Source organism: Actinomadura geliboluensis (assembly GCF_005889745.1).
Taxonomy (GTDB): domain Bacteria; phylum Actinomycetota; class Actinomycetes; order Streptosporangiales; family Streptosporangiaceae; genus Spirillospora; species Spirillospora geliboluensis.
In genome coordinates this window covers 1-1,282 of the sequence record NZ_VCKZ01000744.1, presented here as the reverse complement: position 1 = coordinate 1,282, position 1,282 = coordinate 1, and the positions used below count along the sequence as shown (strand labels likewise).

Here is a 1,282-nt window from a genome sequence, read left to right as displayed (position 1 = left end):
TGTCCACGAACGCCCACACGAAGATCCAGCCCAGCGCCAACCGGGCCGCAGCCCAGGCGTAGCGGGCGGCGGGCGTCTCGGTCAGCGGCCTCGGCGCCACCACCCGAATCAGGGTGCCGCGCCCCGCGTGCGTCTTGTGCTCGGAGACTGCCATCGCCGTCTCACCTTCCATCACATCGCCGGTTCCATCACCCCTTACTCAACCCTCATCGCGGGACGCGCTGTAGGTCCCTTCGGCGCACGATCAACGGGACCAACGGGCCCCGTGTCCGGGCGCACGCAGGGCCTAAAGACCCACCGGTCACGGGCCCTCGGTCCCTGTAGGCCGCCTCTGCCTCGCGTTTAGCGTCGCTTCAGGCTGGTCGGAAGGGGACGGCGTCATGAAACGGGCGAGGATGCGGGCGCGAGCGGATCGATGGCGCCGTAGCCTCGGCCTGGACGGCAACGACCTGCGGCGGGACGTCGACCGCGCCCAGCGAAGGCTCGGCGTCATCCTGCTGATGATCTTCTCCGGCATCGCCCCGCCACTGGCCGTCCACACCGCCTGGATCGTCCACGACTCGGGCGTGCGGGCCGAGCGGTACGAGGCCGCCACATGGCACCGGGTCGACGCGACCGCGGTGAAGATCAAGCAGGTTAAGGGGCGGCACCAGGTCACCGTCGCTTGGACCGAGCCGGGCGGAACCCGCCGGACGGGCGACTACACGACCTTGCGCGGGCCCGATATCGGGACTCGCGTCAGGGTCTGGGCCGGCCCCGGCACCGTGTCGCTTCTTCCACCACGAGATCATTCGCGGACCCTCGCCCAGACCGGACTGGCCGTGGCCGGCGTCGCACTGGCCACAGCAGCGCCGCTACTCGGCCTCTACCGGCTGGCCCGCCGCAGGTACGACCGACGACGCGACCAACTCTGGGACGCCGCCTGGGCGCGCCTCGACAACCACCACATCGGTCCCTGACCACCGTCCCGCTGCCTGGGTTTGCCAGAATCTCCGGCCTCCCGCTCATCCCTGAGCAACCAGACGACCTGCAGGGACTCACCTCCGCTGCCGGAACAGGCCCTCCAGCGTCCGGCCGAGATCGTCTCCGACCGGGTAACGTCCGTACATCACCGCTAAAGCAGGGAATGGTGCGATGACAAGCCCGAACCGCGAGGCCGGCGAGACGATCCGGGTGTTCCTGCTGGACGATCACGAGGTCGTCCGCCGCGGGGTCGCGGCGCTGCTGTCGGCCGAGGACGACATCGAGATCGTCGGCGAGGCCGGCACCGCCGACCACGCCC

General features: G+C 70.1%; 1 protein-coding gene and 1 pseudogene. Both read left to right on the top strand.

The genetic code is table 11. The annotated features are described in order from the left end of the window. Nucleotides 1-380: 380 nt before the first annotated feature. On the top strand, nucleotides 381-959 hold the full coding sequence (locus ETD96_RS43980) for an Rv1733c family protein (RefSeq protein WP_138642378.1): 579 nt from the start codon (nucleotides 381-383) through the stop codon (nucleotides 957-959). Nucleotides 960-1,134: 175 nt separating this feature from the next. Next, nucleotides 1,135-1,282, top strand: a pseudogene (locus ETD96_RS47415) (DNA-binding response regulator); the annotation flags it as partial.

Excerpts from the sequence above, each read along its gene's own strand:
- ETD96_RS43980 (WP_138642378.1), top strand. The coding sequence starts at position 381 with ATGAAACGGGCGAGGATGCGGGCGCGAGCGGATCGATGGCGCCGTAGC.